This window comes from Amycolatopsis sp. A1MSW2902, from assembly GCF_017312175.1.
GTDB lineage: Bacteria > Actinomycetota > Actinomycetes > Mycobacteriales > Pseudonocardiaceae > Amycolatopsis > Amycolatopsis nivea.
The window spans coordinates 6,566,624-6,592,278 of the sequence record NZ_QJPO01000001.1 but is presented as its reverse complement, the minus strand read 5'-3'; the positions used below and the strand labels follow the sequence as shown (position 1 = coordinate 6,592,278).

At 70.2% G+C, this 25,655-nt stretch carries 20 protein-coding genes; 15 read left to right on the top strand and 5 right to left on the bottom strand.

From position 1 onward, the window contains the following. The first annotated feature begins 735 nt into the window (after nucleotides 1-735). The 3 genes from eccB to DMP23_RS30345 are packed head-to-tail and all read left to right on the top strand — an operon-like array spanning nucleotide 736 to nucleotide 3,785. Entirely contained in the window at nucleotides 736-2,364 is a 1,629-nt protein-coding gene (gene eccB, locus DMP23_RS30355; protein WP_134663746.1) for a type VII secretion protein EccB, read from the top strand. Between the two features lie 54 nt (nucleotides 2,365-2,418). Next, complete coding sequence (locus DMP23_RS30350) at nucleotides 2,419-2,763, top strand: hypothetical protein (protein ID WP_337823223.1); 345 nt, start codon at nucleotides 2,419-2,421, stop codon at nucleotides 2,761-2,763. Continuing rightward, the gene (locus DMP23_RS30345) at nucleotides 2,760-3,785 is read left to right on the top strand and encodes a WXG100 family type VII secretion target (RefSeq protein WP_337823222.1); all 1,026 of its coding nucleotides are present in this window, start codon (nucleotides 2,760-2,762) and stop codon (nucleotides 3,783-3,785) included. Before DMP23_RS30350 ends, DMP23_RS30345 begins: the two co-directional genes overlap by 4 nt. Nucleotides 3,786-3,917: 132 nt before the next feature. Here the strand turns inward: DMP23_RS30345 and DMP23_RS30340 are convergent, their stop codons facing one another. Beyond that, a complete protein-coding gene (locus DMP23_RS30340; protein ID WP_037816250.1) occupies nucleotides 3,918-5,576 on the bottom strand; it encodes a S8 family serine peptidase in 1,659 nt (552 codons plus the stop codon). Nucleotides 5,577-5,584: 8 nt separating this feature from the next. Beyond that, nucleotides 5,585-6,985, bottom strand: a complete 1,401-nt coding sequence (gene eccD, locus DMP23_RS30335) for a type VII secretion integral membrane protein EccD (RefSeq protein WP_337823221.1) — start codon at nucleotides 6,983-6,985, stop codon at nucleotides 5,585-5,587. 328 nt (nucleotides 6,986-7,313) lie between these two features. On the opposite strand from eccD, the gene DMP23_RS30330 reads away from it, so the two are divergent. From DMP23_RS30330 to DMP23_RS30310, 5 genes are all read left to right on the top strand, one after another. Continuing rightward, the gene (locus DMP23_RS30330; protein WP_037816248.1) at nucleotides 7,314-11,330 is read left to right on the top strand and encodes a type VII secretion protein EccC; all 4,017 of its coding nucleotides are present in this window, start codon (nucleotides 7,314-7,316) and stop codon (nucleotides 11,328-11,330) included. A gap of 40 nt (nucleotides 11,331-11,370) precedes the next feature. Next, nucleotides 11,371-13,404: a type VII secretion-associated protein gene (locus DMP23_RS30325; RefSeq protein ID WP_337823220.1), complete on the top strand. Its 2,034-nt coding sequence runs from the start codon at nucleotides 11,371-11,373 to the stop codon at nucleotides 13,402-13,404. Between the two features lie 10 nt (nucleotides 13,405-13,414). Continuing rightward, nucleotides 13,415-13,774 (top strand): hypothetical protein, encoded by a 360-nt coding sequence (locus tag DMP23_RS30320; RefSeq protein ID WP_037816246.1) that lies wholly within the window; start codon nucleotides 13,415-13,417, stop codon nucleotides 13,772-13,774. A gap of 241 nt (nucleotides 13,775-14,015) precedes the next feature. Next, complete coding sequence (locus DMP23_RS30315) at nucleotides 14,016-14,339, top strand: WXG100 family type VII secretion target (RefSeq protein ID WP_009072357.1); 324 nt, start codon at nucleotides 14,016-14,018, stop codon at nucleotides 14,337-14,339. 64 nt (nucleotides 14,340-14,403) lie between these two features. Continuing rightward, entirely contained in the window at nucleotides 14,404-14,694 is a 291-nt protein-coding gene (locus tag DMP23_RS30310) for a WXG100 family type VII secretion target (protein WP_037816245.1), read from the top strand. A gap of 160 nt (nucleotides 14,695-14,854) precedes the next feature. On the opposite strand, the gene DMP23_RS30305 is transcribed toward DMP23_RS30310, so the two are convergent. Together DMP23_RS30305 and DMP23_RS30300 are read right to left on the bottom strand one after the other, a co-directional pair. Then, entirely contained in the window at nucleotides 14,855-15,496 is a 642-nt protein-coding gene (locus DMP23_RS30305) for a DUF4333 domain-containing protein (protein ID WP_134731514.1), read from the bottom strand. Nucleotides 15,497-15,536: 40 nt separating this feature from the next. After that, nucleotides 15,537-16,385 carry a hypothetical protein gene (locus DMP23_RS30300; RefSeq protein ID WP_093572674.1) on the bottom strand — a complete coding sequence of 283 codons (849 nt, stop codon included), beginning with the start codon at nucleotides 16,383-16,385 and terminating at the stop codon, nucleotides 15,537-15,539. A gap of 309 nt (nucleotides 16,386-16,694) precedes the next feature. On the opposite strand from DMP23_RS30300, the gene rplM reads away from it, so the two are divergent. The 6 genes from rplM to DMP23_RS30270 all read left to right on the top strand — a co-directional run bounded on the left by rplM (nucleotide 16,695) and on the right by DMP23_RS30270 (nucleotide 22,751). Further along, entirely contained in the window at nucleotides 16,695-17,147 is a 453-nt protein-coding gene (rplM, locus tag DMP23_RS30295; RefSeq protein ID WP_009072361.1) for a 50S ribosomal protein L13, read from the top strand. An 11-nt stretch (nucleotides 17,148-17,158) separates the two neighbouring features. Continuing rightward, nucleotides 17,159-17,647: a 30S ribosomal protein S9 gene (rpsI, locus tag DMP23_RS30290; RefSeq protein WP_037816243.1), complete on the top strand. Its 489-nt coding sequence runs from the start codon at nucleotides 17,159-17,161 to the stop codon at nucleotides 17,645-17,647. A gap of 206 nt (nucleotides 17,648-17,853) precedes the next feature. After that, nucleotides 17,854-19,191: a phosphoglucosamine mutase gene (gene glmM / locus DMP23_RS30285; protein ID WP_037816242.1), complete on the top strand. Its 1,338-nt coding sequence runs from the start codon at nucleotides 17,854-17,856 to the stop codon at nucleotides 19,189-19,191. A 128-nt stretch (nucleotides 19,192-19,319) separates the two neighbouring features. After that, on the top strand, nucleotides 19,320-19,634 hold the full coding sequence (locus tag DMP23_RS30280; protein WP_235146890.1) for a hypothetical protein: 315 nt from the start codon (nucleotides 19,320-19,322) through the stop codon (nucleotides 19,632-19,634). Next, on the top strand, nucleotides 19,634-22,285 hold the full coding sequence (locus tag DMP23_RS30275) for a hypothetical protein (protein ID WP_337823219.1): 2,652 nt from the start codon (nucleotides 19,634-19,636) through the stop codon (nucleotides 22,283-22,285). The genes DMP23_RS30280 and DMP23_RS30275 overlap by 1 nt, the downstream gene beginning before the upstream one ends. 16 nt (nucleotides 22,286-22,301) lie before the next feature. Further along, nucleotides 22,302-22,751 (top strand): hypothetical protein, encoded by a 450-nt coding sequence (locus tag DMP23_RS30270; RefSeq protein ID WP_337823218.1) that lies wholly within the window; start codon nucleotides 22,302-22,304, stop codon nucleotides 22,749-22,751. Here DMP23_RS30270 and DMP23_RS30265 read toward each other — a convergent pair whose 3' ends face one another. Next, nucleotides 22,752-23,588 carry a dienelactone hydrolase family protein gene (locus tag DMP23_RS30265; protein WP_337823217.1) on the bottom strand — a complete coding sequence of 279 codons (837 nt, stop codon included), beginning with the start codon at nucleotides 23,586-23,588 and terminating at the stop codon, nucleotides 22,752-22,754. Between the two features lie 194 nt (nucleotides 23,589-23,782). On the opposite strand from DMP23_RS30265, the gene glmS reads away from it, so the two are divergent. Further along, nucleotides 23,783-25,645 carry a glutamine--fructose-6-phosphate transaminase (isomerizing) gene (glmS, locus tag DMP23_RS30260; protein WP_037816238.1) on the top strand — a complete coding sequence of 621 codons (1,863 nt, stop codon included), beginning with the start codon at nucleotides 23,783-23,785 and terminating at the stop codon, nucleotides 25,643-25,645. The last annotated feature ends 10 nt before the right edge of the window (nucleotides 25,646-25,655 follow it).

The window sequence follows — 25,655 nt, the reverse complement described above, 5'->3', positions numbered from 1 at the left end:
GCTGCCCGTCGGTGCGGGTTCGCTGTTTTCCGGGCCGCCGCCGCTGGGACCGCCGGGCCCGCCTGGGCCGCCAGGTCCACCGGGGCCGCCGCCGCCGGGACCACCCGGACCGCCGGGGCCACCGCCGCCAGGTCCGCCCGGGCCTCCGGGGCCGCCAGGTCCGCCGGGACCTCCGGGACCGCCAGGGCGCGGGCCGTTAGGACCGCCGCCGCCAGGACGTCCCGTCCGAGGGCCAGTGGGACCGCCAGGCCCGCCGGGACCACCCGGACCGCCAGGCCCACCAGGACCTCCGGGTCCGCCGGGCTTGGGCCCGCCCGGACCAGGAGCGCCGGGAACCCCGGGCTTGGGAACGCCGGGCCCGGGAGTGACCGGTCCGCCGGGGCGTCCGGGACCACCAGGTCCGCCGGGACCGCCCGGGACGCCGGGAGGGGGAGTGCGCGGGGGCATTCCGGGTCCGCCGGGAGCAGCGCCGGGTCCGCCGGTTCTTCCGGGCCGCTGCGGCGGACCCGGGGGACGTCCCCCGGGAGGCGGTGGCGGTCCCTGCGGACCAGGCGGACGTGGAGGCGTGCTGACGGACATCCGCGCGTTCTCTTCCCCTCGTGAGTGCTGCGTACCCGGAAAGCCGGTCCCGGGATGCCTGACCCTAACCGGAGTTGGTAGAAACCCCACACCAGACGGTCCCCGTACGGCTATCCTGCGGAACCGTACCGCGACGGGGAGGACTGTAGGTCGAGAATGCCATCAACACCCACGACTAAGTCTCAGGTTCAGGCATACAAGTTCGTCCTGCGCCGGATGCAGTCCGCGCTGGTCCGCCGTGACGCGGTGATGTTGCACGACCCGATGCGCTCCCACGGGCGCGCGACCGCGGTCGGCGTGATCCTCGGCGTGCTGGGCGCCGTCGTCTTCGTGCTGTGGGGCCTGTTGAGCCCCGCGCCGTCGGTGCCCGCGTCGGACAACATCGTGATCGGCGAGCAGTCCGGCACCGTGTATGTCGTCACGGGGAATCCGGCGCGGCTGATCCCGACGTTCAACCTCGCGTCGGCGCGGCTGATCCTCATGGCGCAGAAGCAGCAGGGCGCACCGGGGCAGCAGGGCGGCGGCCAAGGCGGCCAGCAGGCGGCGGAGGTGAAGAACCCGACCGTCGTCTCGGATGAACAGTTGAAGAACATGCCGCGCGAGAAGCTCACCGGCATCCCGGACGGCCCGCAGCTGCTCCCGTCGATGGACCAGCGGACCACCCCCAACTGGGCGGTGTGCGACGAGGTCGTGCTCGACCAGTCGCTGCCGCAGCCGGACTCGGTCAACAAGACCAACACCGACGTGATCGCCGGCATCGACAAGCTCGGCACTGAGCTGCAGGAGAACCAGGCGCTGCTCGGCGACACGGGCAACGGCAAGACCTACCTCATCTACCGGCTGGCCGCGACGCAGAGCCACCCGAACGCGAACACCGTGCGCGCCGAGGTGCCGTCCGGCAGCGCCGACCCGGTGCGGGCCGCGCTGCATCTGCCGACGAAGGCACGCAAGGTGTCGCAGGCTCTCCTCAACGCGATCCCCGAGGTCACCAAGCTGGTCCCGCCGCTGGTGGCGGGCGAGGGCACGGCCCCGTCGAGCAACTTCGACGGGCTGACCGTCGGCAGCGTCTTCTCGACCCAGCCCTCCGGCGGCGCGCTGGAGTTCTGGCTCATCGCCAAGAGCGGCATCCAGAAGGTGTCGCCCGCCGTCGCGGACATCGTGCGCACGGCCAAGAGCGGCGGTTCGGCCATCACGCCGACCCTGACCCTCGACAAGATCAACAACGTCAAGGTGCTGCAGAACGGCGACCCGGACTACGTGGACGTCGACACCTACCCGAAGGTCGTCCCGACCGTCCTCGACGCCGTGCCGAACCCGGTGGCGTGCCTCGGCTGGTCGCTCAACGCCGGGGGCACCCAGGCGCACACCTCGGTCTACATCAACAAGCAGGTCCCGGTCGAGAAGAACGCCGACGGCAGCTCGAAGATCATCAGCGTCAGCAACACCGGCCCCAACGGCGTGCCGATCACCGGCTTCTACATGCCGACCGGCTACGGCGCGGTGGTGCAGTCGGCCACCGAATCGGAGAAGACCTTCGGCAAGGGCCCGATCCAGCTGATCTCCGACCGCGGCATCCGCTACGGCGTTCCGGACGCGGCGACCGCGGACGGGCTGGGGCTGAACAACCGGCTGCCCGCGCCGGAGTCGATCATCGGGCTCCTGCCGACCGGTGCGTCGCTGAACGTGCAGAACGTGATGAAGCAGTTCGACTCGGTGCCGATCGACCCGAACGCGGGCTCGTACAAGCAGCAGGCGGCCGGACAGCAGCAACCTGCCGGGAACTGACGGCGGGTTCCGTCCGTCACACTCGGACATAGCCGGGTGAGCGGAGGGTTGAACGTGGCAGCGCCGGGAAGCAGTCCGGGAACGAGCGCCGTGCGGATCGACGGCGCGGTCGTCGGCGGCTACGCGGCGAAAGTCGCGCGGGCGGCCGACGAACTGGAGGCCGCCGCGGGCGAGGTGGGCACGAGAGCGACCACCGCCGAGGCGTACGGCGAGGTGGCCGGGCAGCTGGGCGTGCCGGAGTCGTACGCACAGGCCTCGCAGGCGTTGCGCGGCCAGCTCACCGCCGGGGTGGCCGCGCTGCGGTCGGTCACCGCGGCGCTGGAGCAGCTCACCACCGGCCACGCCGAGCGGGACGCCGACGCGGCCGAGCGGATCGAGCGCGCCGGGAGGATCTCGTGACGGAGCCGTCTCTGGCGTACGTGACCGAGCTCGCCCGCGAGCTGGGCGTGACGGATCCGGTCGCCGCGTACTACCGGCCGCTCACCGGTCGCTGGGAGGAACTGGACGCGGAGGCCGAGAGCCTGCGCGCCGCGGCCCGCACGGCGGCAAGGGTGTCCACGGACCTCGCGGACGATCTCGGCCGGATCGACGCGTCGTGGTCCGGTCCCGACGCGGACGCGTTTGTCGCCTACCTGGGTGAAATCCGCGCCGCGAGCGAGGGGGCGGAGGACGCGCTCGACGCGCTCGCGGACTCGATCGACCAGCTCACCGAATCGCTGCGCAAGATCACCGGCGCGGCGGAGGAGGTGCTGGTCGACGCGGCGGATCTGCTGTCCGAATCGGCGATGCTGCCCAAGGGCGGCGCTTCCCGGGCGCGGTCGCAGATGCGGGAGACCGAGCAGTCGCTGAAGTCCTTGCACGAGGCCGCGGAGGACGTCCTGCGCGAGTTCGGCCGGTTGTGCGCCGGAGTGGACGCGCCTGCCGGGAGCCCGTCGAGCATCGAACTGCGGCACCACTATCCGGCGCAGCAGTTCCGGCTGCACGACGCCGACGCGCCCGCGGGAACCGCTCCGGCTGCCGCCGGAGAGTCCACAGTGGCCTCTTCAGCGTCATCTTCGGACGATTCGGTGAGCCCGTCCGCCGCGGAGAATCCCCACCAGGGCAAGGAAACCGCCGCCGACCCGCGGCTGGAGCAGGGCCAAGCGGGCCTCCCGCCGGTCGAGCCGGTCGCCCCGGCCCCGCAGCCCGCGTCGGCGAACCAGGGCTCGGGCATGTCGATGATGCCGATGATGGGTTTCGCCGGAATGGGTGGCGGTGGCGGTGGCGGCGGCAGTTCGCAGCACAAGCCGCGGCAGCGCACGGCGGCGAAGACGTCGGAGATTTTCGGCGAGCCCGCGCAGGTGACTCCGCCGGTGATCGGCCAGGACCCGCCCGCGCGGCGGCCGGAGAAGGACGGCAAGCCGCCGAAACCCGGAAAGTGACCAGGAAGGCCGCCGTCGCGACATCCGCGGCGAGCGGCCTTTTCCATGCCCGGAACCGAGTCGCTTCTGGCCGCAAAAGCAAAAAGGGCCGCTCCCCGCGGCGATCGCGGAGAAGCGGCCCCTTTCTGATGCCTACTTTGTCGGCGGCGACGACCTGGAGCGGTTCCGCCGGATCGTGTGCACCACGAACAGCGTGATCAGCAGCGCCGCCACCCCGCCGCCAGTGCCGGCGAGCGCGACGATCATCGGGGTCGAGCTGATCCCGTCGGCGGGCGGCAGCTTGGCCTCCTGCACCACCGGCTTCGGCAGCGCGAGGTTGCCGGTGTCGCCCGGCAGGTTCGCGGTGAGCGCGGCCACCGGGTCGATCACGCCGTAGCCGACGAAGTTGTCGCGTCCGCCAGGAGCGGCCGGGTGCTGCGCGGTCGCCTTGAGCCGCTTCACCACGTCGCGCGCCTTCATGTCCGGGAACATCGAGCGGACCAGCGCGGCGACGCCCGCCACGTACGGGGCGGCGAAGCTGGTGCCCTGGATCGGCGACGGGTTGCCGTTCGCGATGGTGAGGTTCGCGAGTCCGGTCGAATGCTCCGCCGGGTCGAGCGACACGATCTTGGTGCCCGGCGCGGCGACGCCGACCCACGGGCCGTGCACGCTGAACGGCGCGACGCCGCCGTCTTCCTGGATGGCCCCGACGGACAGCACGTCGTCGGCGAACCACGGCGGGGTGACGATCGACTTCGGCTTGTTCGGGTCGGCCTGGTCGTTCTGCGGGCAGTTTTCCGAGACGTTGCCCGCGGCCGCGATGACCACGATGTTGCTGTCGGCCGCGTAACGCACCGCGGCCTGGACCTGGCGCTCGCCGGTCTGGATGTCGCCCGGCGCGGTGCCGGCGCGGCAGTGGTCGACCGACATGTTGATCACGCCGGCGCTGTGGGTGTCGGCGATGCTGCGGATGATCTGCGCGAGCGTGTTCAGCGTGCCCGCGGTGCCTTGCTTCGCCAGATCCCGGTTGTCGCCCTTGTTGTCCTGCTGGGGCGCGGTGCCGGTGCCGCTGCCGGTGCCGCCGCCCGAGGACGGGGGCAGCTGGCTGTTGCTGCTGCCCGCCGGGGGCTGCTGGCTCTCGCCGCCCGAGGGGGGTGCGCCGGTCCCGCCGGACGGGGGAGCCGAGGGCTGCTGCGGGCTGTCGTCCTTGGCGTAGTTCTCGCTCAGCTGCCGGTAGGACACGATGTGCGCGTCCGGGGCCACGCCGATGAAGCCGACCTGCGGATCCTGCGGATTGCCCGCGATGATCCCGGCGACCTCGGTGCCGTGGCCGTCACAGTCCTGCAGCCCGGGCTGCGCTCCGTTGTCCGGAGTGGCGACGTAGTCCCCGCCGCTCTCCACGCGGCCCTGGAACCACGGATGCGGCGTGACGCCGGTGTCGATCACCGCGACCTTCTGGTTGCCGCCGACCGATCCGGTCGCCGCACGGACGATCTGCTGCGCCCGGTCCAGTTGCAGGTAGTCCTGGCCCCACGGGCGGAAGTTGATCTTGACGTCCTGCCCGAGACTGCGCTGGACGCATTCGTTTTTCTTCTTGTACGTGGTGTCCGGGTGGCCGGTGGCCGCGGGCGGCGCGTCGCCCGGGCCCAGCGGCGGCGGAGTGGCCCAGGTGCCCGCGGGCGCGTCCGCCGTCTGCGCCGACGCCGGAGCGGCGGCGAACGGCGACATCAGCCCGAGGCCGGCGGCGAACAACGCCACCCCGGTCCGGCCGGGCAGGCCGAGCCTGCGGGGGAAGGAACGTCGGGAGCCCATCGCGCGGCTCACTTGAGGTTGAGGTGGCGCAGCGTCGAGTAGAGGTCCATCACGCCGAGGGCGAGCGGCAGCACCACGGCGATGCAGATCGCCTCGATGATTTCCACGGTGCGCCGCAGCGGCGGCGAGAAGCGCTGGTCCGGGAAGATCACGCCGACCACGAGAGCGGCCGCGGCGATCAGGATCAGCGCGCCGAAGATGTACAGCAGCCGCTGCTCCGCGGTGGCGGAGAAGAACAGCCAGCCGAGCAGGATGCCCGCCGCGGCGACCATGCCGGTGGTGAGCAGCGCGATGGCCTGCGCGCCGTTGGCGTAGGCGCGGGCGCGCAGCAGCAGGACCAGCGTCGCGATGATGCCGAGGATGATGCCGAAGGCGTTCGGCGCGGTGGCCGCGAGGACCGCCGCGACGGCCGTGGTGGCGCCGCAGCCGATCATCAGGCCGGTCATGTAGTCGTGCGCGACCGCGGTGCGCTGCTCGATCGCCTTGTAGTCCGGGAAGCCGGAGTCTTCCTTGAGCTCCTCGGCGGTGCTCGGCACGTACGGCAGCGGCAGCTTGGCGAGCCAGATGGTGGCGCGCGGCAGGAACGAGATGCAGCCCAGCGCGACGGCGACCGTGCCCGCCGCGACCGCCGCGGTGTCGGCGCTGGTCACGAGGGTCGCGACGAGGAAGGCGAGCGCGCCGAACACGCCCGCGGTGGCGGTGGCGATGAAGACCCGGATGCCCGCGCCGACGACGAGGATGCAGACCGCCGAGACGATCAGCACCAGCACCGCGCCGAGCAGCAGGTTCGCCCGGACCGACAGGCCGGGCACGATGTAGAACCCGCTCACGAAAGCCAGCGGGAGGCCGCCCGCGGAGGCGATCAGCACGCCGGTGGCCTCGGCCTGGTAGGCCTTGGTGAGCGTGGCGCCGATCGCGACGCAGGCGATCGCGCCGAGTCCGCCCGCGATCGCCGGGCCGAGCGCGGAACCGCCGTAGAGGGAACCGCTGAAGAACAGGGCCAGCGCGGAGAAGAACAGGGCGAGCCCGCCCGCGGTGTGGCCGAACCGGCGCGCGGTTTCCTTCGTCCACGGACGGAAGGTGTCCGGGTCGGCCTCCGCGATGGCGTCGACCACGTCGTCGTACATCGGCGGCGGCGGGTTCTCGTTGCGCTTGCGCAGCTGCAGCAGCTCGCCGTCGACCACGCCGAGGGACGCGAGCGTCCGGCTCGGGTCGAGCGGGGCGTCGCCGAGCTTGGCCAGCGCCCAGCCGCCGTGCCGGGCCCCGCCGTCCGGAGTGACCTCCTTGGCCATCTCCAGAAGCATGGGCAGCAGGTCGGCCACCGCCACGTCGGCCGGAAGCGCGACGTCGATGCGTGTCGTCGGTGCGACCACCGTGACCCTGCTGAATACCGTCGTGCCCGTTGCCACTAGATCCCCCGCTCTGAAGAGTCAGCTCCCGGGGGAACTTATACCGAACCTGGTGACAGGTTTCAGCGCGTCTCCGCAAATCATCGGCGAAAGTACCCGTCCAGGCCTGGTTGGGCCATACCGACCAGCGGGTTCGTCCGCCTGGTCCGATAACTGTCGGTGGCGGTCCTTACACTCGGGCGCACTGGGAGGACGGGTCCCGCCGGGGCCCGAGGAGGGGGTGTGAGATGCCGATCCTGGAGTTGGCCGGATTTCCGGGGCGACGTTCGATAGGTTGTCCCGCGCACCCGGGTGCAGGCGTCGAGCAGGAATAGAGGGGTCCTTCGAGATGAGCACGCTGCAGTTCAAGAAGTCGCCGCGGCTGGCCGCGCCGCGCCCGCCCGGCGGCGAGGTGCATCTCGAGCCGCCGCCCGAGGTGCCCCGGACGATCCCGGGAAGCATCGTCGCCAAGGCGATTCCGGGCGTGATGATCTTCGCGTCGCTCGGGATGATGGTTTTCATGTTCACGGCGGGCGGCGCGAAAAACCCGACCACGATCATGATGAGCGGCATGATGCTGATGGGCACCGTCGGCATGCTCGCGGGCGGCGGCGGCAAGGGCGGCGGCCAGAAGAAAGCCGAGATGGACGAGGACCGCAAGGACTACCTGCGGTATCTCGGCCAGATGCGCGACCGCGCCCGCGAGGCGATGGTCGACCAGCGCGCCGCGCTCGAATGGGTGCACCCGGACCCGCAGTCGCTGTGGTCGCTCGCGGCCAGCCGCCGGATGTGGGAGCGCAGGCAGAACGACCAGGACTTCCTGCACCTGCGCGTCGGCCGGAGCTCGCACCGCCTCGCCACCCGGCTGGTCCCGCCCCAGACCGGCCCGGTGGACGAACTGGAGCCGATCGCCACCCTCGCGCTGCGCCGGTTCGTGCGCGCGCACTCGATCGTGCCGGACCTGCCCACCCAGATCACCCTCCGCGGGTTCGCGGCGGTCAGCATGCAGGGCGAGCGGCACCGCACCCGCGCGCTGACCCGCGCGATGCTGGCCCAGCTGGTCGCTTTCCACAGCCCGGACGACGTCATGATCGCGGTCGCCACCGCGGGCCGGGCGAAGGAAGAGTGGGAGTGGGCGAAGTGGCTCCCGCACGCCCAGCACCCCACGCTGTCCGACGGCATCGGCCAGCTGCGCATGATGGCGGGCTCGCTCAAGCAGATCGAAGACTGGCTGGACGAGGAGCTGCGCGACCGGCAGCGGTTCTCCCGCAACGCGACGCCCGCGCCGGACCAGCCGCACGTCGTGATCATCATCGACGACGCCGAGGTCACCCGCGAGGAGCAGATCATCCTCGAGGAGGGCCTGGTCGGCGTCACCCTGGTCGACCTTTCCGACTCGATCGGCAACCTCGCCGCGCGGCGCGGCCTGCGGCTCGTGGTCGAGGAGGAGCGGCTCGGCGCGCGCAGCGCGGGCGGGGTCGAGTGGTTCGGCCGCCCGGACAGCCTCAGCGTGGTCGAGGTCGAGGCGCTGGCCCGGCTCATCGCGCCGTACCGCGTCGGCGGGGGCGGCGGAGCGGACGTCAGCGAGGAAGAGCCGCTGCTGTCCAACCCGTCGCTGCTGGAACTGCTCGGCATTCCGGGCGACCCGATGACGTTCGACGTCCAGCAGGCGTGGCGGCCCCGGCCGATCCGCGACCGCTACCGCGTCCCGTTCGGCGTCGGCGAGTACGGCCAGCCGGTGGAACTGGACATCAAGGAAGCCGCGGCCGAGGGCATGGGCCCGCACGGCCTGTGCATCGGAGCGACCGGTTCCGGTAAATCGGAGTTCCTCCGCACGCTGGTGCTGGGCATGCTGGCCACGCACTCGTCGAGCACGCTGAACTTCGTCCTCGTTGACTTCAAGGGTGGCGCGACGTTCCTGGGCCTGGACAAGGCCCCGCACGTGTCCGCGGTCATCACCAACCTCGCGGACGAGGTCACGCTGGTCGACCGCATGAAGGACGCGCTGGCGGGCGAGATGAACCGCCGCCAGGAAGCGCTGAAGAACGGCGGCAACTTCAAGAACGTCTGGGAGTACGAGAAGGCCCGGGAGAACGGCGCCGACCTCGACCCGCTGCCCGCGCTGTTCATCGTCTGTGACGAGTTCTCCGAACTGCTGGCGGCGAAGCCGGACTTCATCGACCTGTTCGTCGCCATCGGCCGGCTGGGCCGGTCGCTGCAGATGCACATGCTTCTCGCGTCGCAGCGGCTGGAAGAGGGCAAGCTGCGCGGTCTCGACTCGCACCTGTCCTACCGGATCGGCCTGAAGACGTTCTCCGCGGCGGAATCCCGCGCGGCGATCGGCGTGCCGGACGCGTTCGAGCTGCCGTCGGTCCCCGGTGGCGGTTACCTGAAGTACGACACCTCGACCCTGGTGCGGTTCAAGGCTTCCTACGTCTCGGGTCCGTACCGGCCCGCGGGCATCAAGGCAGCCGGCCCGGCCGCCACGGTGGTGCGCGCGGACAAGCGGCCGCAGCTGTTCGTGCCGGACTTCGTGGAACTGCCGAAGGAACCCGAGCCGGAACCGGTCGTCGAGGAAGAGGCTCCGAAACAGCAGGAGTCCGAAGAGGCCGTCGAGCCCAGCGAACTGGACGTCATCGTCAGCCGCCTGGTCGGACAGGGCCCGCCGGCGCACGAGGTGTGGCTGCCGCCGTTGAACGAGCCGAACTCGCTCGACACGATGCTGCCGAACCTCAACCCCACCGACGACCGCGGTCTTTCCCCGGTCGGGTTCTTCGGCAACGGCAGGCTGCAGGTGCCGATGGGCATCGTCGACCGGCCGTACGAGCAGCGGCGCGACCTGCTGTGGGCGGACTTCTCCGGTGCGCAGGGCCACGGCGTCATCGCGGGCGGCCCGCAGTCGGGCAAGTCGACCATGCTCCGGACGCTGATCATGTCGATGGCGCTCACCCACACCCCCGAGGAAGCGCAGTTCTACTGCCTCGACCTCGGTGGCGGTACCCTCGCCGGCCTCGCGGACCTTCCGCACGTCGGCGGGGTCGCGGTGGCCCGGCGCGAGCCGGACAAGGCGCGCCGGATCGTGGCCGAGCTGACCACGCTGCTGACCGAGCGCGAAGGCCGGTTCGGCGCGCTGGGCGTCGACTCGATGACGGAGTTCCGCAACCGGAAGCGCCGCGGCGAGATCACGCCGGAGCAGGACGCGTTCGGCGACGCGTTCCTGATCGTGGACAACTGGCGGGCGCTGCGCGACGACTTCGAGGAGCTCGAGACGTCGATCACCCGGCTGGCCACGCAGGGTCTCGCCTACGGCGTCCACGTGATCATCTCGGCGAACCGGTGGGCCGACCTCCGGCCCGCGATCAAGGACATGCTCGGCACCCGGTTCGAGCTGCGCCTCGGTGACCCGACGGAGTCCGAAATGGACCGCCGGATCGCGGTCAACGTCCCGGCCGGGCGGCCGGGACGCGGGCTCACCCGCGACAAGCTGCACCTGCTCACCGGCCTGCCGCGGATCGACGGGTCGAGCGATCCGGAGACGGTCGCGGCGGGCGTCGCGGACGCGGTCGCGAAGATCCGCGGCGCGTGGCGCGGCCGGGTGGCTCCGCAGGTGCGCCTGCTGCCGGAGATGATCACCTACGAAGAGGTCCTGCGGATCGACCAGAAGCGGGACACGAAGCTCGTCCCGATCGGCGTCAACGAGGAAGACCTGCAGCCGATCTACCTGGACTTCGACGCGGACCCGCACTTCTTCGCGTTCGCCGACGGCGAGTCCGGCAAGACGAACCTGCTGCGGCAGATCGCGCGCGGCATCACCGAGCGCTACACGCCGCAGGAGGCCGTGATCCTGCTGGTCGACTACCGGCGCACGATGCTCGGATTCCTCGAGGGCGATTCGCTGCTCGGCTACGCCGTTTCGTCGGCGCAGCTGGACAGCATGGTCCAGGACGTGCACGGGTCGATGACGCGGCGGCTGCCGGGTCCGGACGTCACCCAGGAGCAGCTGAAGACCCGGTCCTGGTGGACCGGCCCGGAGCTGTTCGTCCTGGTCGACGACTACGACCTGGTGGCGACGCAGTCCACCAACCCGCTCAAGCCGCTGTCGGAGTTCCTCGCCCAGGCGAAGGACGTCGGCCTGCACTTGATCGTGGTCCGGCGCACCGGTGGTGCGTCGCGGGCGGCGTACGACCCGGTCATCGGCAAGCTCAAGGAGCTCGCGGCCACCGGCATGGTGATGAACGGTTCCCGCGACGAGGGCAACCTGATCGGCAACATCCGGCCGAGCGCCATGCCGCCGGGCCGGGGCAACATGCTGAGCCGCAAGAACGGGAAGCAGCTCGTGCAGGTGTCGTGGATCCAGCCCGACTGACCGACCGGGGAGCCGTCGCGGTTGACGGAAGGGGTGCCCGGTGACGGTGCGGGTCGCGGTCGACTTCGGGACCTCGAGCACCTGCGTCGTCGTGTCGGTCAACGGCCGCGAGCCGCAGGTCGTGGTGATCGACGGGCAGCCGCTGATGTCCTCGGCGGTGTACGCGGCGTCCGACGGGACCCTGTTCGTCGGCCAGGAGGCCGAGCGGCAGGCAGCCGTCGACCCGTCGCGGTACGAGCCGAATCCGAAGCGGCGGATCGACGAGGGCGATCTGCTGCTCGGCGATTCGGTGCTGCGGGTCATCGACGTCGTGCACGCGGTGCTGGACCGGGCGGTCGCCGAGGCGCGGCGCGTCGCGGGCGACGTCGAGGTGGACTTGCTGGTGCTCACCCACCCGGCGGACTGGGGCGCGATCCGCACCCGGCTGCTGCGCCAGGCCGCGGGCAGGCTGGCGCGCGAGGTGGCGCTGGTGCCGGAACCGGTGGCCGCGGCGGTGTACCACGCGGCCACCTTCGCCCCGGAGGCTTCGCTGGGCGGCCGGACGGTCGAGTTCTCCGGTCGTCCTGGCGACGCGCTGGCGGTGCTAGACCTCGGCGGCGGCACAGTCGACGTCAGCGTCGTCCAGCGGTCGCCGGAGGCAGCGCGCGCGGCCCGCGTGCCGGGTGCGCCGCCGCAGCGGGGCGGGTTCCAGGTGCTGGCCACGCGAGGCGATCCGAGTTTCGGCGGGGCCGACATCGACCAGGCGTTGCTGGAGCACGTCGGGTCGCTGGTGTCCGGCACGGATCCGCAGGCGTGGCAGCAGCTGGTCGAAGGCCGCGAGCTGGCTGAGCGCCGGCGGCGCCGGGTGCTGCGCCAGGATGTCCGCGGAGCCAAAGAAACGTTGTCGCGGCACACGTACACCGATGTGCCGTTGCCGCCGCCGTTCGCGGATGCGCACGTGACGCGGGTGGACCTGGAACGGCTGATCGCGGCTCCGCTCGGCCGGGTGGTCGAGCTGACCAGCGCCGCGATCGCGGATTCCGGCCTGCGCCCCAAACAGCTCGCGGCGATCTTCCTCGTCGGCGGTTCGAGCCGGATCCCGATGATTTCCCGGCTCGTGCACGAGCGCACCGGCGTGGTGCCGACGAGTCTGGACCAGCCCGAGACGGTCGTGGCACGCGGCGCGCTCCGGGCGGTGCTGCTGGAACCGGACCGCACCGGCGTGCTGCCCGGTTCGTCGATCCCGGGGCACTCCGAGCACCGCACCGAGATCGTCCGGGGAGACGCGCCGATCCGCCGTGGTCCGCCGCCGGCGCCGAACGCACTGAACGCGCCGCCGCGGAGCGCTCCGGCGCAGCCGTTGCCGCCGCGCGGGTTCTCGCCCGCCGATGCGGCCAGGGGACCGCAAAGCGCGCCGTTCGGCGTCGCGGCACCCGCCGGTCCGAGTCCATTGCAGACTGGACCGGGCAAGAACTCGTTGGGACAGAACAGTTCCGCGAACGGCGGGTTCACCGCTCCCGGCGCGGACGCCGTGGGCGACTCCGGCGGAAAGGCGAAGAAACGCCGTCGGCTGTGGTTGATCACCGCGGCGGTGGCGGTCGTGGCGCTGATCGCGGGCGGAGTCGTCTACTTCGTCAGCAGCGGAGACAGCTCCGATCAAGGCCGTTCGTTCTCCCAGTACGACTTCAGCCTCGTCGCGCCCAACGACTGGATCCAGACCACCGACGAGGTCGCCGACCGGCAGGTCATCCTGCACCCGCAGGACGCCGCCAAGGGCAACGATCTCGTGCTCGCGCAGGAGTTCGTGATGGACTACGACGCGACGGCCGACCGGCAGAAACTCGTCGACGCCTTGCGGTCCGGGGTCAGCGGAAACGCGAACTACACTGCGTTCCAGCCTGATCTGACTTACGGTGGCCGGAACGTGATCGGCTACGTCGAGAGCAAACCGGAACGGATTACCGTCCGCTGGTATGTGCTCGTGCAGGGCCGGATCCGCGTGCACGTCGGCTGCCAGTACCAATCACCCGCGGTGCAGCAGCGCGTCGACGCCGCGTGCGAGCAAGTGGTGCGCACGCTGAAGATCACCAGCTGAAGGAGCATCTGTGGCCTCCGAACCGGAATCCGCGCCGGCGGCCTTCACCCGAGCCGGACAGGACGCCGTCACCTTCTCGCGCCGCGTCGCGGGCACCGCGCTCGCGCGCAGCGAACGGCACCGCAATGAGAACCGGGAATTGCTGAAGGAGTTCGGCAGGCGGCGGCTTTCCGGCGCCGCGGAACCCGCGCCGTCCGCGTTGCGCGGGGCCGCCCGCCGGTTCCGTGCGGCCCGCGGATTGCCGATGCCGGCCGAGCCCGTCGCGCCTGAGCCGGTTCCCCTTCGTCCGGAGATTCCGCCCGAACAGACACGGACGAGTGAAGAGGACGAGGACTTTTCGCAGTCGCGAATCATGAGCCGGGACTCCTGAAAGTTTCCGGGAACCGGCTGTGCGTGTGCTAACCACGCTGGTGGACAAGGTTTTTTCGGGGTCGCCGGCACGCCGTTCACCCGCCCGTTGCCGACCGGTTCCCTGATGGCGCGTTCACGCAAGCAACTACTTGCGAAGAAGTCGCGACAAGTGTGAACCGAACTGGCAATGTCTTCGTCGTAGGTGCAGTGCCGGAAACACCAGCCGGCGCGCACAACCACTGACGAAGGGGGTAGCTCCCATGGCTGCTGGCGGTTTCACTGGGGATCCGAAGGAATTCACCGCGGCGGAAGGGCGCGTCGTCGACGCGACCAGCCGGATGAACAAGAACCTGAGCGACCTGCGCTCCAACATCGAAGCGACCCGCGCGGGCTGGGAAGGCGACGCCCAGCGTGCCTTCGACAACGTCATGCGCCGCTTTGACGACTGCGGTCGCGGCCTGAACGACGCGCTGCACCGCATCGGTGAGCTGCTCCAGGAAGCGGGATCCACCTACGCCAAGAGCGAAGCGGCTCAGCACGAGCACATCAACTCGCTCAACAAGGGCTTCGGCGTTCTCGGCTGATCCAGTTCTTTTCCGTTCCAGATTCGCCTTCATCTTTCATTCTTTCTTCTGACAGGAGTTCGACATGCCTGACGGCCGCATTGTTGTTGATCCGGGTACCATCCACCGCGCCGCTGAGGACTGCACCGCCACCGGCGGCGAGCTGCGCACCCTCTTCGACAACCTGCAGAGCGACCTCGCTCCGCTGACCAACAGCTGGACCGGTGAAGCGAAGGACCAGTACCACCAGGCCCAGAACGAGTGGAACCAGAAGTTCGAGGAGTTCGGTCAGCTTCTCGCGCAGATCGCCGCTGTGCTGCCGCAGATCGCGGACGGCTACACGGCGACGGACCGCTCGGTGCAGAACCTGTTCTGAGCCAAGCTCCGAAACCACGGCGGGCCAGGCACCTTCGGGTGTCGGCCCGCCGTTTTCGTTTTCGGGAAAGGCTTTCGCCGGGGGGGCGATGGAATATTCTGCCCGCCGTCGAGTGCGCTGCCCCGGCTGAAAGCTCCGGTTCCGGTACGACTCTCGCCGCTCAGTGTGGTGCGCCGACGGAATATTCTGGCTTGTCATTGAGCACGCGCACGGTGACCTTCTTCGGCTGTCCGCCGACCTGCACCGTGCAGTCGAAAGTGGTGCCGTTCTCGATCGTTTGTCCCGAGGGGCAGGCGACGTTCTTCACGTCCGGCTCGCCGTAGCTCTCGTTGAGAACTCGGGAAACACCTTCCTGCAACGACTTCTGGTCAAGGGTGTCCCCGCGGAACACTCCGGTCGCCCACGCGATCCCGCCCGCCGCGGCGAGCACCACGACGACCGCTCCGGCGATCAGGAACGGTTTCTTCGACCGCGGTTTTCCCGGCTTGGCAGCGGAAAACGCGCCGAGCCCGCCGTATTCGGACGGCTGGAACCCGCCGCCGTAAGGGTTTCCTCCCGGCGGTTGCTGCGCCGGGGTCGGCTGGCTCTGCGGCTGACCGTAGGGCGGATAACCCTGCTGCGGATACTGCGCCGGTGGGTACTGCCCCTGCGGAAACTGTTGCTGCGCCGGAGGTTGCGCCCACTGCCCTTGCTGGCCCGAACTGTCCACTCCGGACGGATAACCCGGCTGCGGCGGCGCGTTCGTCCCCGGCTGCCACCACTGCGGCTGCCCCTGCGGGTACTGGTCGGGAGGCTGGGTCATCAGTGCTCACCTCGGAGATCGATCGGCGGAAGGGCGCGCATCAGCGACCCTGCAGTTCGCCGAGCCTGCGGTAGAAGTCCTGTTTGGCCGCGTCGTCCGCGAGGACGGTGACCTGCGAGGCGTCCGGCACCGTCGGCAGGTCCGAGGAGGTGGCCTCTCCGGTGAACTTGAACTCGTAGCGCAGTTCGACCTTGTGCCCGTCGCCCTCGAACTTGGCTCCCATGGTGAACGCGGCGAGCGAGCCGTCCGGCTTGAGCGTGATCGTGCTCGGCACGACGGCCTTGCGCAGTTCCGGCCCGACCTGGTTGAGCACCTTGTCCGGGAGCAGTTCGACGCGCCGGTCGAGGAAGATCGGGAACGGCACGTTCACGGTCAGCTGCTCGGTGCCGTCCGCGGAGCTCTTGGCGCCGCGCAGCGCTTTCTTGTCCGCCTTGTACGCGCTGTCGACCGCGTCGCCCATCTTGCACGCGATCTGCACCCCGCCCCACGCGCACGGCTGGACGAGCCCGGCCTCCGGCTTGGGCATCGACACCCACGGCGTCGGCGCGAGCGTTTTGTAGGCCGGGCCGAGGTAGAGGTACTCGACGGCGCCGTCGGCGGGGGTGAACGAGTCGAGGAACTCGTTGGGGTTCTTCTGCGACCGGTTGTGCACGATGCGGCTCTCCGGGCTGCCGGTGCGCGCGGAGGTGACGATGTTGTGCAGGTACTTGTCGTCGAACTTGAAGTACCGGTCCGCGGAGTTGGTCACATTGCGCGGCTCGACGATCGTGTCCGCGAGCTTCGACATGGCCTTCTCGAACTTCGCGCCGACGTACGCGGCGGCCTGGTCGCCGTCGGGCAGCGCGGTGCCGGCGCGGGCCTGCCCGCATGCGGTCGCGAGAGCCAGCACGGCGGCGACGGCTCCCGCTGTCCGTGCGGCTCGGATCGTCCTCGCTCGTGTCTTCAACTGCTGTCCCCAGGTGCTCGTCGTGCTCGCGCGTCCGCGCGTCGGAATCGTCTCATCCTGGTTCGACCCGCGCGGCGGCGTGGTGGTTCCGGGAACCGGTCGGGTACGCTGTGACCGGCCGACGAGGCGCCTTCGCACCCCCGCTGCACAAGAGGCGGGACCACAGGGGTATCTTCATATGTCGTTGTGCGTTGCGGCGCGTCAGCGCTCGGCCCGCACATTACCCACACGCAATGACGACGAGGTAGACCCTTGCCCACGTACAGCCCCAAGCCCGGCGACGTCACTCGTGCCTGGCACGTGATCGACGCCGAGGATGTCGTGCTCGGACGGCTCGCGACCGAGGTCGCCACGCTGCTGCGCGGCAAGCACAAGCCGACCTACGCCCCGCACGTGGACACCGGTGACTTCGTCATCATCGTCAACGCCGAGAAGGTCGCTCTCACCGGTAACAAGCGCGAGCAGAAGTTCGCGTACCGGCACAGCGGTTACCCCGGCGGTCTGCGGAAGCGCTCCTTCGGCGAGCTGCTCGACACCAAGCCTGAGCACCTCGTTGAGAAGGTGGTCAAGGGCATGCTGCCGAAGAACAAGCTCGGCCGCGCCATGGCCAAGAAGCTGAAGGTGTACGCCGGCCCGCAGCACCCGCACGCCGCGCAGCAGCCGCAGGCGCGCGAGATCACCAAGATCGCGCAGGTCGCGCAGTGAGTGAGGAACAGTTGACCAGCACCGAGACCGAGGTCGTCGCTTCGACCGAGACCCCCGCCGAGGCCGTGGCGACCAGCGAGTCCGCCGCCGCCCCGCGCCCGTCGCGTGCCGCCGGTGGCAACGCGCAGACGGTCGGCCGCCGCAAGGAGGCCGTGGTCCGCGTCCGCGTCGTGCCGGGTACCGGTGAGTTCAAGCTCAACGGCAAGTCGCTCGAGCAGTACTTCCCGAACAAGGTGCACCAGCAGCTCATCAAGGAGCCGCTCGTCACCGTCGAGAAGCCGGACTCCTTCGACATCTTCGCCAACCTCAAGGGCGGCGGGATCTCGGGCCAGGCGGGCGCGCTGCGTCTCGCCATCGCCCGTGCGCTGGTCGAGGTCGACGCCGACGACCGCCCGGCCCTGAAGAAGGCCGGCTTCCTGACCCGTGACGCGCGCGCCACGGAGCGGAAGAAGTACGGCCTCAAGAAGGCCCGCAAGGCCCCGCAGTACTCCAAGCGCTGATTTTCGCGCCTGGTGCAACCCCGGAAGCGCCCATCCGTCCATCGGATGGGCGCTTCCGGCGTTTTCCGGGCTGGTTGATGCGTTTTCCGCCGCCGGCACGACTCTCTTGGGGTAGGGCAGGGGATCACCCCTGCCGGGTCCGGCGCTAGGTTTGTCGAGGCCCGGCGCGCCCCGAGGCCGGTGAATCAAGGGACAAGGAGGTCGAGATGGCTCGACTGTTCGGCACCGACGGGGTACGCGGTCTGGCCAATGCCGACCTGTCCCCGGAGCTGGCCCTGTCGGTCGCGGCGAGCGCCGCCCGAGTGCTGGCGGCGCACGACCGTTCGCACCGTCCGGTGGCCGTGGTCGGCCGCGACCCGCGCGCCAGCGGCGAGATGCTGGAGGCCGCCGTGGTGGCGGGCCTCGCGTCGGCCGGTGCGGACGTCCTGCGGCTCGGCGTGCTGCCGACGCCCGCCGTCGCGTACCTCGTCGGTGCGCTGGAGGCGGACCTCGGCGTGATGATCTCCGCCTCGCACAACCCCATGCCGGACAACGGCATCAAGCTCTTCGCCGCCGGCGGGCACAAACTGCCGGACAGCATCGAGGACGAGATCGAATCCGGCCTCGACGCGACCGGCGTCACCCGCCCGACCGGCGACGGGGTCGGCCGCGTCACCGACGTCCCGGACGCGCTCGACAAGTACATCGAGCACCTGGTCGCCGCGACGCCGCATCCGCTGGCCGGCCTGAAGGTCGTGGTGGACTGCGCGAACGGCGCGTCGTCCGCGGCCGCCCCGGAGGCGTACCGCCGGGCAGGCGCCGAGGTCGTGGCCCTGCACGCGGAGCCGGACGGCATCAACATCAACGACAGCTGTGGCTCAAACCACCCTGACCTGCTGCGCGCGGCAGTCGTCGAACACGGCGCCGACCTCGGCATCGGCCACGACGGAGACGCCGACCGCTGCGTGGCCGTCGACGCCGCGGGCGAACTGGTGGACGGCGACCAGATCATGGCCGTCCTGGCGCTGGCGCTGGCCGAAGAGGGCGCGCTGGTGAAGGACACCCTGGTCGCGACTGTGATGAGCAACCTCGGCCTGCACCTGGCGATGAAGGCGCACGGCATCACGGTCGTCACGACCGCGGTGGGTGACCGCTACGTGCTGGAGGAACTGCGCGCCTCGGGCCTGGCCCTCGGCGGCGAACAGTCCGGCCACGTGGTCCTCCCCGCCCACGCCACCACCGGCGACGGCCTCCTGACCGCGATGCGCCTGATGGCCCGGATGGCCGCGACGGGCAAACCGCTCGCCGAACTGGCCGCGGTGATGAACCGGCTGCCGCAGGTCCTGGTCAACGTCCCGGTCGCGGACAAAGCGGCGGTGGCTGGATCCGCTGAAGTCCGCGACGCTGTCGGCGAGGTCGAAGCGGAACTCGGCGAGGAGGGGCGAGTTCTGCTGCGCCCGTCGGGAACCGAACAGCTGGTGCGGGTGATGGTCGAAGCCCCGGCCCATGCCACGGCCCAGGCCGCGGCGGACCGGCTGGCTGGGGTCGTGTCCGCGGTCTCCTGACCGAACTGCCCGAATCGCTGCGCCCCTCGTCACTCTCCGGGTACATTCCGTAGACGAGTGTCCGGCACCGCCGACGGCTTCCGTGCGTCCAAGGTCCGGAAGAACTCGGCAGTCGAGGAGGGGCGAGCGTGGGGAACCGACAGAACGTCGATCCGCAGATGCTGGAAACGGCGGGCGGATTTGTCCGGGACGCGGCGAAGGACCGTCTGCAGACGACGCTGCCCGCGTTGAAGCAGATGCAGATCACCGAGGCGGACTTCGGGCGCAAGCACCACGGCTCGTTCCAGCTGTACAAGACCGGCATCGAAGCGGTCGGCAAATGCGTCGACAGCTATGTGAAGGCGTCTGAGGACTTCGGGAACAACCTCGGGTCGGCGAGCAAGAAGTACACCGCCAACGAGGCGAGCAGCTCGGACTCCATCACGAAGAGCGGCAAACGCTGATGGCCGAGCGCAACGGGACTATCCCGTCCTTCCAAGAGTTCCAGCAGTTGATGAACGACCCCAGCGTTCCCGATAACACCAAACGGGGTCTGGCGCTTCGCTACTTCGACTACGTCGAGGACGAAGAAGAAGAGGGCGACGCGCAGAGTTACGGCTTCCAAGGGGACGAGGACCGCAACCACTGGCGGGACTTCTACAAGAAACGGTTCAACATCTCCGAAGGGGATATGGACTGGGAGACGTCGAGCGCTGGCGACGTCGACAAGTGGTACAGCATGGCGAAGGGCGACGCCGACAAAGGCGCGAAGGCGGCGCAGGACAAGCAGCAGCAGGCGGTCGACGGCGACAAGCAGAAGCTGAAGGACCAAGGGGCCAAGAACACTGACACCGACCCGGGTGTCGCGAACTCCAACGAGATCCTCGACCTCGGCGTCTCGGGTCTGCAGCCGTTCCGGAACCTGCTGCCCCTCTACAACCGCGCCCGCGGTCTCGTCGCGCAGAACCTGCCGGAGCACCCGTTCCAGCCGCACGTCGGCGACCCGTTCGACGAGCAGCGGGACATCCCGTTCGACAAGTTCAAGGCCGCTGCCAAGGAATTGACGGACGTCAACGCGTCCATTGTGGACGCCGCGGCCGACCAGGACAACCGGATGGCGACCGTGTTCGCCAACTGGTCGGGCAACGCGCGGGATTCGGCTCAGCAGTCCTGGAAGGGGATCACCGACGGCACCAAGGCCGTCGAGCAGACCCTGAAGGACGGGGCGGGCTTGATCGACCGCAGCATCGCCTCGATCGCGAAGCTGATCCGGGCGAAATGCCAGTGGCTGCAGGAGTACTACATCACCGAGTACCCCAGCAAGGGGCAGTTCTCGCCCGGCGACATCGATCGGTTGATCCGGGTCGCCGAGATGGGCCGCAACGCGAGCGACGACGACTTCAAGCACTTCGTCCGGTTCATGCCCGAAGACTTGAAGAACACCGTCAACGGAGACAAGTGCGACCTCGGCGACGACACCAAGGACGCCGGGCAGGAGTGGGCCAAGAAGTGGCTCGCCGGGTTCTGCGGGTTCATGGACAAGCACGTCACGAACTGGCAGCAGGTCTGCGAGCACACGCGCACGAGCGTCGACCAGGTGTGGAACGAGCTGGGCGCTTCGCTGGGCAAGGCTCGCGAGGATCTGTTCACCACGTCGTCGAAGCCCGCTGACCAGGGCGGCGGCAAGCAGTCCGACGGGGGCGGCCAGCAGACCACGCCGTCGTCCTCCGGCGGCGGTGGCAAGGACTCGGGAATGCCGAGCACCGGCGGCTCCGGGCCGACCCCGGCCGCGGCGCAGACGCCCAAGATGCCGGAGACTCCGCAAACCCAGCCGCAGTCGGCGGAGGGGCTCAACCCGGTCACTCACCAGCCGCTCGAGGTCGATCCGAAGACCGGGCAGCCGTATCCGATCGACCCGAAGACGGGCGCGGCGCTCAAGCCTGAAGAGCCCGAGACGATGACCGTCGAGCACGACGGGCACAAGATCTCCATGTCCGAACCCGGCAAGGACGGGCACATGGGGATCAGCGTCGACGACGGCACGGGCAAGCAGAAGACCTACGACCTCGACTTCGGCGACCAGGCAAAGCCGGACGCGACGCAGCCGCCGGGGACTCCGGTGCCCGGGCAGCAGCACCCGGACCCGGCGACCGGGTTCGGACCGCAGGGCCACGACGGTGCGCAAAGCCACGACGGTGCGCAAGGGACCGGCCACGACGGAACCCCGGGCCAGGACGCCGCGAAGAACCAGGACGGCGCGCAGAAGTACCAGCCGGGTCCGGACGGCAAGATCCACATCCAGGACGGCAAGCTGTCGATCGTGGCCGAACGGCCGTCTGGAGCCGACGGCCCGACGGTCGTGACGATCGACGACGGCTCGGGCCATCCCACGAAGTACACCCTCGGTGACGACGGTGCGCTCAACCCCAGCGGCCACACTGCCGGCGGTGGAGCCGCGGTCGGCGGGCAGGCCACGCCGGGCGGACCGACGCCTCCCGGAACGCCGGTGCCGGACGCAGCGGCAGCAGCGGGCCAGCCGGTCGCCGCTGCCGCGAACCAGGCCGTCCCAGACCAGGTCGCCGCGCAGGGCCACCAAGTCGTGCCCGAGCAGCCCGCCGCGCAGAGCCACCAGGCTGCTCCTGACCAGCCCGCTGCGCAGGAGCACCGGATCGTCCCGGGCCAGCCGCCGTCGCACGAACTGCCGGTGACTCACGAGCCAGCGAGCGCGCCCGCCGCGGCGGCGTCGGGACCGGACGAGTCGACTACCGCCCAATCGGTGCTCGACCCGTTCTCCTCCGACCCCGGCATCGGCACCGTTCCGCACGACGGCCTCGGCGACACCGCCGACCCGATGGCCGCTTCGGCAGGCGACGCTCCGCCGACCGACACCTCGCAGCTCGGTACCGCGCCGGTGCACCACGACGCGACCGGTTCCGGCACTCCGGCCATGATGGGCGGGGGCATGATGGGCGGGCTCGGCAACGCGCCGGGCGGCGGACAGGAGCAGGAACGTTCGTCGAGCGCGTACCGGGTCGACGGCGGTCTTTTCGGTTCGCAGTCCAACTCGAACCGGATCAGCGGGTCGTTGCTCGACGACGATCAGCCTGGCCGTTAGGACGGGGGAGGACGCGGTGAGCAGCGAAGACCTGGGGGCGGGATTCCGCCACAAGATGGCTCAGATCGAACGCGAGGCGGAGGAACGGCTCGCGTTGATCGGCAGCCGGGTCCGGAAAGACCTCAAGGAAAGCAAAGAGGCCAGCGACAAGCAGTTGCGCACGGTCGGCCAGGTGATCGTCCGCGTGCAGGAGAGCGCTCGTCGCGCGGCGAAGGCCGGCGGCTGGGTGATGGAGTCGACGGTCGGCGACAAGGCCAAGGGCGAGGTCAGCTTCGATTTCGAAGACGACGAAGCGGAGAAGGAACGTCGCGCTGACTACCCGGCGGCCGAGCCTGCTCCGCAGCGGCCGAGCACGCCTCCGCCTGCTCCCGTTCCGGCACCGCCCGCGGCTCCGTCGGGGCGGCATCGTCGCGGCGTGCACCACGACGAGGACGACTTCACGAACACCGACTGGTTGGCTACCTGATCAGGCAGCCGGTTCCTCGTCCTCCGGAACCTCGATCGGCGCCCGCTTCACATCCGCGTCCAGCAGCGGCAGGTACTTGTCCGTCCCGGTCAAATGCGTGAGAAAGAACGCAGTGAACAGCGCCTTCGTCAGCTGCTGAGTCGCCCGCTGCGGTTTGCCGTGCAGCAGCAGCTGGCTCCAGTGCCTGCCCTCGGTCACCGCGAGGTGGGATGACTTCGCCAGCGTCCGCAGTTGCACCGGACCGGCCCACGCCTGGGCGATCGCGTCTGCGTGGCCGACTGCCGGGGCGACCAGGTCGCCGTCCACGGCCAGGTGCAGGCCGGGGGCGCTGATCAGCTTCGCGGCGTCCGTCGCGGGCGGGAAGGTCTGTGCCGCGGCTACCGTCGCCACTGCGCGGACCTTCGGGCGGGCGTCGTCGCCTGCTCCGGCGGACTGGGCGGCTGCCAGCACTGCCGAACCGCCGCCGGTGGAGTGGCCTGCCAGGCCCAGTTTCTCCGGGTCGACGCTGATGCCGTCCGGGCCGAGGCGGACCGTGGTGACGACGTCGAGCGTCGTCAGCAGGTCGCCGGCCAGCAGGCGGTGCGACGGGAGCGGGCCGAGCTGGGTGGCGGGGGCCGCGGCGACCACGCCCCAGCTCGCGAGGTGGTGCAGGAGTTGCCGGTAGCGGGTGGTCGGCTGCATCCAGCCGTGCCCGAACGCGATGGCGGGCAGGCCAAGGCCTTGGCGCGGGGTGAACACGACGCCGGGCAGTCCGACCAGGGCGAGGTTGCCGCGCACAACCTCGTGGGGTCCCGGGTGGGACAGCTCCGTGAGCAGCTGCTTGGGCTTGCTGGCCATGCGCGTGACCTTACTGCCCGTGCCCTTCCCCGGCCCGGTGCGCCACCCCGATCGGTTTAGGGGGCGGCCGCCACACTGCGCGAAGACCCGGTCAACGGTTGTCCGGGACGTCGCCCGCCCAGCTCAGCGGCATTGAAAACCCCGCTCTAGGGACCGGAGTAGGGGACTGGACTTGTCTCGTTACGCTAGTTCGCGTGTGTGGAATCGTGGGATACGTCGGACACCGCCCGGCTCTGGACGTCGTGCTCGGTGGGCTCCGCCGCATGGAATACCGGGGCTACGACTCGGCGGGCGTGGCGGTGCTGGACGGTGCCGGCGCGCTGACCGTCGAGCGCAAGGCCGGCCGGCTGGCCAACCTGGAGGCCCGGCTCGACGAGGTCGGCCGCGACGCGTTCGAGGGCACCGCGGGCATGGGCCACACCCGCTGGGCCACGCACGGGGCTCCGATCGACCGCAACTCGCATCCGCACCGGGACACCACCGGCCGCGTCGCGGTCGTGCACAACGGGATCATCGAGAACTTCGCCGCGTTGCGCGCCGAGCTCGAGGCCGCGGGCATCGAGATGGCCAGCGACACCGACACCGAAACCGCCGCGCACCTGGTTTCCCTCGCTTACGCGGAGGGCGACACCAAGGGCGACCTGCCGGCCAGCGTCGCCGCGGTGTGCCGACGGCTGGAGGGCGCGTTCACCCTCGTCGTGACGCACGCGGACGAGCCGGACACGATCGTCGCCGCGCGCCGGTCGTCGCCGCTGGTGGTCGGGGTCGGCGAGGGCGAGCACTTCGTCGCTTCCGACGTCGCGGCGTTCATCGAGCACACCCGCGAGGCCGTCGAACTGGGGCAGGACCAGCTGGTCGTCATCACCCGCGACGGTTACCAGGTCACCGACTTCCACGGCGACGCCGCGCAGGCCAAGCCGTTCACCGTCGACTGGGACCTGTCGGCCGCCGAGAAGGGCGGCCACGAGTACTTCATGCTCAAGGAGATCGAGGAGCAGCCGGAGGCGCTGGCGAACACGCTGCGCGGGCACTTCGAGGCCGGCCGGATCATCCTCGACGAGCAGCGCATTTCCGACCAGGACCTGCGCGACGTCGACAAGGTCTTCGTCATCGCCTGTGGTTCGGCCTATCACTCCGGGCTCGTCGCCAAGTACGCCATCGAGCACTGGTGCCGGTTGCCGGTCGAGGTGGAGCTGGCCTCGGAGTTCCGCTACCGCGACCCGGTTCTCGACCGCGACACGCTCGTCGTCGCCGTCTCCCAGTCCGGCGAGACCGCGGACACCCTCGAAGCCGTGCGGCACGCGCGCGAGCAGAAGGCCCGCGTCCTGGCGGTCTGCAACACCAACGGCGCGCAGATTCCGCGCGAGTCCGACGCCGTGCTGTACACGCACGCCGGGCCGGAGATCGGGGTCGCGTCGACCAAGGCGTTCCTCGCGCAGATCGCCGCGAACTACCTCGTCGGCCTCGCGCTGGCGCAGGCGCGCGGCACGAAGTACCCGGACGAGGTCGCCCGCGAGTTCGCCGAGCTGGAAGCGATGCCGGCCGCGGTGCAGAAGGTGCTGTCCACTGTGGAGCCGACGCGCGAGATCGCGCGGCGGATTTCCGACTCGCGCGCGGTGCTGTTCCTCGGCCGCCACGTCGGGTTCCCGGTGGCGCTGGAAGGCGCGTTGAAGCTGAAGGAACTCGCGTACATGCACGCGGAGGGTTTCGCGGCGGGCGAGCTGAAGCACGGTCCGATCGCGCTGATCGAGGAGGGCCTGCCGGTCGTCGTCGTGATGCCGTCGCCGAAGGGCCGCGCGGTGCTGCACTCGAAGCTGGTGTCGAACATCAGCGAGATCCAGGCGCGGGGCGCGCGCACGATCGTGATCGCCGAGGAGGGCGATGAGACCGTGCGCCCGTTCGCCGACGAACTCATCGAGGTGCCCGCGGTGCCGACGCTGCTGCAGCCGCTGGTTTCCACCGTTCCGCTGCAGGTGCTGGCCGCGGAGATCGCGAGTTCGCGCGGGTACGACATCGACAAGCCGCGTAACCTGGCGAAGTCCGTCACCGTGGAGTAGGGAGCCGCCG

Bases quoted from the DNA above. Each gene is read 5' to 3' on its own strand.
- eccB (WP_134663746.1), top strand. From the start codon at position 736: ATGCCATCAACACCCACGACTAAGTCTCAGGTTCAGGCATACAAGTTC.
- DMP23_RS30340 (WP_037816250.1), bottom strand. From the start codon at position 5,576: ATGGGCTCCCGACGTTCCTTCCCCCGCAGGCTCGGCCTGCCCGGCCGG.
- DMP23_RS30330 (WP_037816248.1), top strand. From the start codon at position 7,314: ATGAGCACGCTGCAGTTCAAGAAGTCGCCGCGGCTGGCCGCGCCGCGC.
- DMP23_RS30265 (WP_337823217.1), bottom strand. From the start codon at position 23,588: ATGGCCAGCAAGCCCAAGCAGCTGCTCACGGAGCTGTCCCACCCGGGA.
- DMP23_RS30310 (WP_037816245.1), top strand. From the start codon at position 14,404: ATGCCTGACGGCCGCATTGTTGTTGATCCGGGTACCATCCACCGCGCC.
- glmM (WP_037816242.1), top strand. From the start codon at position 17,854: ATGGCTCGACTGTTCGGCACCGACGGGGTACGCGGTCTGGCCAATGCC.
- DMP23_RS30305 (WP_134731514.1), bottom strand. From the start codon at position 15,496: ATGACCCAGCCTCCCGACCAGTACCCGCAGGGGCAGCCGCAGTGGTGG.
- DMP23_RS30315 (WP_009072357.1), top strand. From the start codon at position 14,016: ATGGCTGCTGGCGGTTTCACTGGGGATCCGAAGGAATTCACCGCGGCG.
- DMP23_RS30275 (WP_337823219.1), top strand. From the start codon at position 19,634: ATGGCCGAGCGCAACGGGACTATCCCGTCCTTCCAAGAGTTCCAGCAG.